5 protein-coding genes are annotated in these 6,498 nt (G+C 67.9%); 2 read left to right on the top strand and 3 right to left on the bottom strand.

What is annotated here, in order from left to right; all coding sequences use genetic code 11:
- Positions 1 to 456: 456 nt before the first annotated feature.
- On the top strand, positions 457 to 1,512 hold the full coding sequence (locus Aple_RS23675) for an AI-2E family transporter (protein ID WP_246264728.1): 1,056 nt from the start codon (positions 457 to 459) through the stop codon (positions 1,510 to 1,512).
- Between the two features lie 10 nt (positions 1,513 to 1,522).
- Positions 1,523 to 1,939, top strand: coding sequence for a hypothetical protein (locus Aple_RS23670; protein WP_155346857.1), 417 nt, complete (start codon positions 1,523 to 1,525; stop codon positions 1,937 to 1,939).
- Here the strand turns inward: Aple_RS23670 and Aple_RS23665 are convergent.
- The 3 genes from Aple_RS23665 to Aple_RS23655 all read right to left on the bottom strand — a co-directional run bounded on the left by Aple_RS23665 (position 1,912) and on the right by Aple_RS23655 (position 6,498).
- Positions 1,912 to 3,216, bottom strand: coding sequence for a putative hexosyltransferase (locus Aple_RS23665; RefSeq protein WP_155346856.1), 1,305 nt, complete (start codon positions 3,214 to 3,216; stop codon positions 1,912 to 1,914). The two genes, Aple_RS23670 and Aple_RS23665, sit on opposite strands and share 28 nt — an antisense overlap.
- Before the next feature lie 123 nt (positions 3,217 to 3,339).
- On the bottom strand, positions 3,340 to 4,920 hold the full coding sequence (locus tag Aple_RS23660) for a cellulose binding domain-containing protein (protein WP_155346855.1): 1,581 nt from the start codon (positions 4,918 to 4,920) through the stop codon (positions 3,340 to 3,342).
- Positions 4,921 to 4,932: 12 nt separating this feature from the next.
- The gene (locus Aple_RS23655) at positions 4,933 to 6,498 is read right to left on the bottom strand and encodes a chitinase (protein WP_155346854.1); all 1,566 of its coding nucleotides are present in this window, start codon (positions 6,496 to 6,498) and stop codon (positions 4,933 to 4,935) included.

Genomic DNA, 6,498 nt, shown 5'->3' with positions numbered 1-6,498 from the left:
GGCTGAAACATAATGTTCAACCAAAGGAATCCGTCAAAACATGACGGGGTTGTGCATCATGCACTGGCTTTTAGCACACTGTTGAGTTCTCAAGAAACGCACACGAACATCCAGCCTTCGAATCGAAGGATTCTCAACCGGAGGTGTCGTTCACGCTGTGTCACGATCTTCGCAAGCTTCCCGATCTCTGTCAAATCAACCGACTTGACACTGATCTGATCATCTTGCGGGACTTCGGACTGCCCCGAATCCGGGGCAACCCCTCTAACTTACCAGCTCTCCGGACATCAAGCGAATCGACACCCAGACAAGGTTTGTGAGAGAGATGTCGACGGCCACACCAGGGCCGCACCGACTCCTCAAGGTTAACATCAACTCCGGCCCCCCGTGCCCCAAACCACGGCCGTACCGCCCAGAACACCGGATCTTTGCAGGCCTAGGGGGTAGAAACGGATCGTGAACGAATTACGGGTGCCGCGTGCGCTGATTGTCCTGCTCTGTGCCGCTGGAGCGGTGATCACGCTCGCCGGGATCCAAGCGGTCGGGTCGATTCTCGGGCCGGTGGTGCTGGCCCTGGTGCTCGTGATCGCGGTGTCGCCGCTGCGCGACTGGCTGGGCCGCCGGAAGGCGCCGACCTGGGTGCTGGTGGCGATTCCGCTGGCGGTCGTGCTGCTCGTGCTGCTGGGCATGGTGGCGATCCTCACCCTCGCGGCGGCGCAGCTGGCCCTGCTCGCGCCGGAGTATGCCGATAAGTTCAGCGAGCTCGTGACCGAGGCTCAGCGCTGGGCGGCGGGTCTCGGCATGGGAAGTGAGCAGATCAACAAGGCGATCTCCTCCTTCAATCCGGCCAACCTCATCGGCGTGGCGCAGAGCGTGCTGTCCGGGCTGCTCGGCGTGTTGTCGAGCGTGTTCCTCATCGTGGTGCTCCTGCTGGCCATGAGCCTGGACGCGCCGATCTACAGCAAGATCATGAAGGCCTCCGAGGGCCGGCGCCCCGCGATGTACAAGGCGCTCACCACGTTCACCGACCGGACCCGCCGCTACCTGATCGTGTCGACGATCTTCGGTCTGATCTGCGCGGTCCTGGATGTGATCGCGCTGTACATCCTGAGCGTGCCGCTTCCCCTGCTGTGGGGAATTCTCGCGCTGATCACGAACTACATCCCGAACATCGGGTTCGTTCTGGGGCTTGTTCCGCCCGCGCTGCTCGGCCTGCTGAGTGGCGGCTTCCAGACCATGCTCTTCGTGATCATCGCGTACATCGTGATCAATGTGGTGATCCAGTCGTTCATCCAGCCGAAGTTCCTCGGCGACGCGGTGGGGCTGTCCACGACGGCGACATTCCTGTCACTGATCGTGTGGGCGTTCGTGCTGGGGCCGCTCGGGGCGTTGCTGGCGATTCCGCTCAGCCTGCTCGCCCGGGCCATCTTGATCGACAGCGATCCTAACGGTTCGATGGCGGCCGCCCTGATTTCGGGAGAGCTGCCCGCCACGGAACCGACCGCGACGTAAGGTCAGCCTCATGACCACGCGGCGTTGGGACATCGACGAGCGGCAGACCGGGATCGCGGACGGCTCCGCCATGGATCCGCAGGTCCAGAGCCTGCTGGACACGATGAAGCGGGACGGCTGGGTCACCGAGGAGCCCGAGGTCCGCCTGCTTCCGCACCTGCGCCGCGCGTGTGGCGAGGACTGGACGCTCACCACCGAGCAGCTGCTCGACGACGGCGTCTACGAGGTAACGCTCACCCCGTCCACGGACATCGAGGGCATCGAGGTGCACCGGGCCGCGATCCGCCTGCTGTCCGCGATCGCCGAGCCCGTCTTCTTCGTACGGCAAAGCGAACCAGGCGTCTTCGACTGCGTCACCGGCGTGCTGGACGGCGACCCGCCCGGCTTCCGAAGCCACGGTCACTTGGTCCGGCTCATCCTCAACTGAGGCGCGACCACCGGCTCAACCGGCGCGGCGTCGCGGCGGTTCCACGGCATCGCGGCGATGATCAGCGGGAAGACCAGCACCGAGCTCACCGCCCAGGGCGCGTGCAGGGCGCCCCACTGCTCGCAGCAGAACTGGGTCAGCACCAGATATCCGGTGGCCGCCCAGAGCGAGCACCCGATGATAGCCGGCCACGCGAACCGGGTCGGCCGGGCGACCAGGAACGGCATGAACCACAGCAGGTACTGCGCGCCGAGCCGCGGTGTGACGATCATGAACCCGAGCAGGATGGCGATGGTGACGTCGATCGGGTCGGCCTTGCGCCACCAGTACAGGCAGAACGCCGCGACGGCGTAGATCAGATACTGCCCGACCTTCAGCTTCCAGGAGCTCAGGTCCCATTCGCCACCGCTGGACACCGCGGTCCAGCCCCAGTCGCCGGTGATCGGGCGCACGTCGCTGGGCCGCAGGCTGATCGTCTTGAGCACCTCGGCCAGCTGATCCCAGCGCACCCAGCCGCCGAGCGGCATGGTGAGCAGGAAGAGCACCGGCGGCACGGCGACGCCGACCATGGCCACGATCCGCGAGCGCACCCCGGGCAGGAACATGAGCAGGCCCGGAATCAGGATGGCGGGCCAGCTCTTGGCGCACAGCCCCAGGCCCATCAGCAGGCCCGCGTAGAACGCCCGCCGGGTGGCCAGCCGGTCGGTGAGGAAGCTCCGCCACATGCGGGACGGCCGGTCGAGCAGGGGCTCGCCCCTGGTCCACTCCCCCGGCCCGCGCGCCACGACATAGGCCGCGACCGCGAACACCAGCGACACCGGCTCGACCTGCCCGTGCACGGACGCGACCAGGATGGCCAGCGGATTGCACGCGTACTGGAACGCGCGCAGGTTGGCCTTCGCCCCGCCCGCCAGCCGTCCGACCAGCGGGATGAGGATCAGGTCGGCGACCACGGTGACCAGTCGCCCGGCGATCTCCCAGGGGATGCCGAGCCACAGCAGCAGTCCGTACACGTACGGAATGGTGGGCAGGAAGTGCCAGCCGCTGTTGACCGGGTTGCCGCCGTTGAGGATGGCCTCGCCGGCCGGGCGGAAGCTGTTGACGTAGTCGATCGGCTGCCAGTGATCCGCGGCCGAGAGCAGCATGATCAGCACGCGGACCGCGAGGCCGACGCTCAGGGCGACGGCCAGGGAGGGATTCCACCCCCTCCGCTGCGCGAGGATGGCGAGCACGACACCGGTGACGAGAACGAGGCCCGTGGGGATTGCGTAGTCCATGACGGCCCTAAGACTGCCCGACGCCCGGGGGGCTCAGCCACCCGGGCGCCGAAATCTCCCAGTGAATGTACGGCTCACGCCCGGCGTCCCGGCGCGGGCGTGAGCCGTACAGCTAAGGGCCGGTCAGAAACCGGCGGTGATGCGGGTGAAGTCCCAGGCGGTCTGGGCGATGCCGCTGCAGTTGGAGACCACGCCGCCACCCGGGCAGGGACGGTCGCGGTTGACCGCCCAGAACGCGAAGCGGGTCAGGCCCTTGGACTTGGCCCAGTCCCTGATCGCGGTCCAGGCCGCGGTGGTGGTCAGCTCCTGCTGGTCGGACAGGCCGTTCATGCCGGAGATGCCCATGTGCGCGTACGCCTGCGCGTCGGTCCAGCCCCACGCCGACTTGAGCGCGTTCTTCAGGCCTTCCGAGGCGTTGATGGTGTCGTTCTGGATGTTGGAGCTGCCGAAGTCGAACGGCATGATCGTGTAGTTGTCGATCGGCACGTTCAGCGCCCTGGCCTGGTTGATCAGGCGGATGCCGTGCGAGTTCGGTCCGGTGGTCGTGGTGCCGAAGGTGACGACGACCTTGACGTTCGGGTTGTTCTGCTTGACGATCTTGAGGCCGTTCAGGATGCGGTCCTGCACGGTGTAGTTCTCGAACTCGTCGAAGTTCTCGATGTCGAAGTCGACGACGGCCGGGCCGACCGCGTTGATGACCTGCTGCACCGCGCCGGCGAAGGCGGCCGGGGTGGCGCAGTTGGGGCCGAGCTTGTTGCCCTGCCAGCCGCCGAACGAGATCTGCACGCTGCCGCCCGCGGCCTTGATCGCCGAGATGGCCGCCGCGTCCGTGCCGCCGGTGAGCGGCCGCTGGCCGTCCCAGGCCGGGTTGCAGCCGCCGCTGGACAGGATGAACGCCATGGTGAAGGAGCGCACGCCGGTGGTGCTCATGATGGTCGCGGGCGCGGGCGGGTCGCCCCAGCCCATGAACAGGTACGGCGCGCCGGGCATCTTGCCGGTGGCCGGGGGGCAGCCGGTGGTGGATCCGGTGACCGGGTTGCTGGCCGCCGACTCACCGTTCCCGTTGTACGCCTTGATGGTGTAGGTGTGCGACGTGCACGCGGTGAGCCCGGAGTGAGTGGCGCTGGTCCCGGTCACGGTGGCCCGCACGGTGGTGCCCTCGTACACGCGGTAGCCGGTCACGGTGCCGGAGGACGCGCCCCAGGAGAGCGAGATCGAGGTGTTGGTGGCTCCGGTCACCGACGGGTTGCCCGGCGTGCCGGGGGTTCCGGGATTCGGCGGGGTGCCGCCGGCGCAGGAGGCGCCGTTGAGCGTGCAGTTGGAGATGACCGCGCCCGCGCCGCCAGGGCTGCCGTTGAAGCCGAAGCTCGCGGTCCCGCCCGGGTTGATGGTGCCGTTCCAGCCCACGTTGGTGAAGGTGAACCGCTGACCGCTACGCGTCATCGCCGCGTCCCAGAAGGACCCGATGTTCGACCCGGCGGGCAGGTTGAAGGCGACCGACCAGCCGTTGATCGCGGTGGTGCCACCGTTGGTGATGACGAACTTGCCCTCCCACCCGGTGCCCCAGTCGGAGACCTTGGTGAAGACGGCCGTGTTGGGGGCCGCGTGCGCGGGCGTGGCCACGGCCACGGCGCCGGTGAAGGCGATCGCGAGCGCCGCGAGGCTCGCTCGCACTCGCCGTCCGGCTAAGAACCGAAATTTCATGATCTGCCCCAATCAGAGCGCGTTGAGGTACGGACGATGGCTACGGGAAAACTCGAACCCGTTGTACTTGTCCCAGTTGATCGACCAGGTCATCAGGCCCCGCAGGTTCGGGTAGACCCCGCGCGGCCGGTAGGTCCCACACCCGGTCCCCTTGGCCAGGCACGTGAACGCCTTCTGCACCTCGGCCACGGTGGTGAAGCCGTTGCCGGCGAACGGCGCCGCGGGCAGGCCGATGGCGACCTGGTCCTGGCGCAGCGCGGGGAAGACGTCGGCGGTGTTGCCCCGGACCGGGAAGCCGGCGAGCAGCATGTCGGTCATCGCGACGTGGAAGTCGTGACCGCCCATGGTGTGGTACTGGTTGTCCAGGCCCATGATCGGGCCGGAGTTGTAGTCCTGCACGTGCAGCAGGGTGAGGTCGTTGCGCATGGCGTGGATGACCGGCAGGTAGGAGGCGGAGCGCGGGTCGGCGCCGCCCGTGCCGGGTCCGTAGAACTGGTAGCCGAGCTGGACGAAGAACGTCTCGGGGGCCATGGTGAGCACGAAGCGGGAGCCGTACCTGGTCTTGAGGGAGCGGAGCGCCGAGATCAGGTTGACCACGACCGGGGTGGTCGGGTTGCGGAAGTTCGTGTCGCCCTGGTTGAGGTAGAGGGAGTGGCCCTCGAAGTCGATGTCCAGGCCGTCCAGGCCGTACCTGTCGATGATCGCGCCGACCGACTGCACGAACTTGTCGCGGGCGGCGGTGGTGGTGAGCTGGACCTGGCCGTTCTGGCCGCCGATGGAGATCAGGACCTTCTTGCCGGCGGCCTGCTTGGCCCGGATGCCGGCGATGAACTGGGCTTCGGTCTCGACGTTCGGGCATTCGGCGACCGGGCACTGGCTGAACCGGATGTCGCCGGAGGTGACCGAGGTGGGCTCGCCGAAGGCGAGGTTGATGAAGTCCCACTCGTTCAGCACATCCGCCATCCGGATATATCCAGATCCGTTGGCGAATGAGGCGTGCAGGTAGCCGACCATCCACCGGTTGCCCACCGGAGGCGGCGGGCTGGGGGACGGCGAGGGAGACGGTGACGGCGAGGGGGACGGGGATGGCGACGGGGAGGGCGGCACGGTGCCGGGACCGTCGAAAACGACGTCGTCGGCGTAGTAGGTGCCCTGCCCGTGCCAGCCGTTGACGTAGATCGTCACGCTGGTCTGCCCGGGCGCCGTGGTGAAGCTGCGGGTCAGCTGCGTCCACGCCGCGCCGGGCGCGGCCCAGGTCTCGCTGAACCCGACCGCGCCGAGGAACACGAAGTTCCCCCGGACCCAGGCCGACAGCGAGTAGGCGGTGTTCGGCTGCACGGTGATCGTCTGCTGGCAGCGGGCGACGTCGGTGCCGGCCGGGGTGGCGGCCAGCGCCCTGGTTCCGCCGTGCACGGGCGTCGTCACGGCCTGGGCCCCGGCGGCGCACGTCCACCCGGCCAGGCCCGACTCGAACCCGGGATTCGTCGCGATGTTGGCTGCTCGGGCGGGCTGGGCCACCAGCACCGCCCCGGCGATGGTCAGCGCTGCCGCCGCCACCGCCATCCGGATGCGGTTCAT

Origin of the sequence: Acrocarpospora pleiomorpha (assembly GCF_009687885.1) — a bacterium.
In the GTDB taxonomy this organism is placed as follows: domain Bacteria; phylum Actinomycetota; class Actinomycetes; order Streptosporangiales; family Streptosporangiaceae; genus Acrocarpospora; species Acrocarpospora pleiomorpha.
The sequence above is the reverse complement of the archived record's forward strand: the minus strand, read 5'-3'. Positions and strand labels throughout refer to the sequence as shown.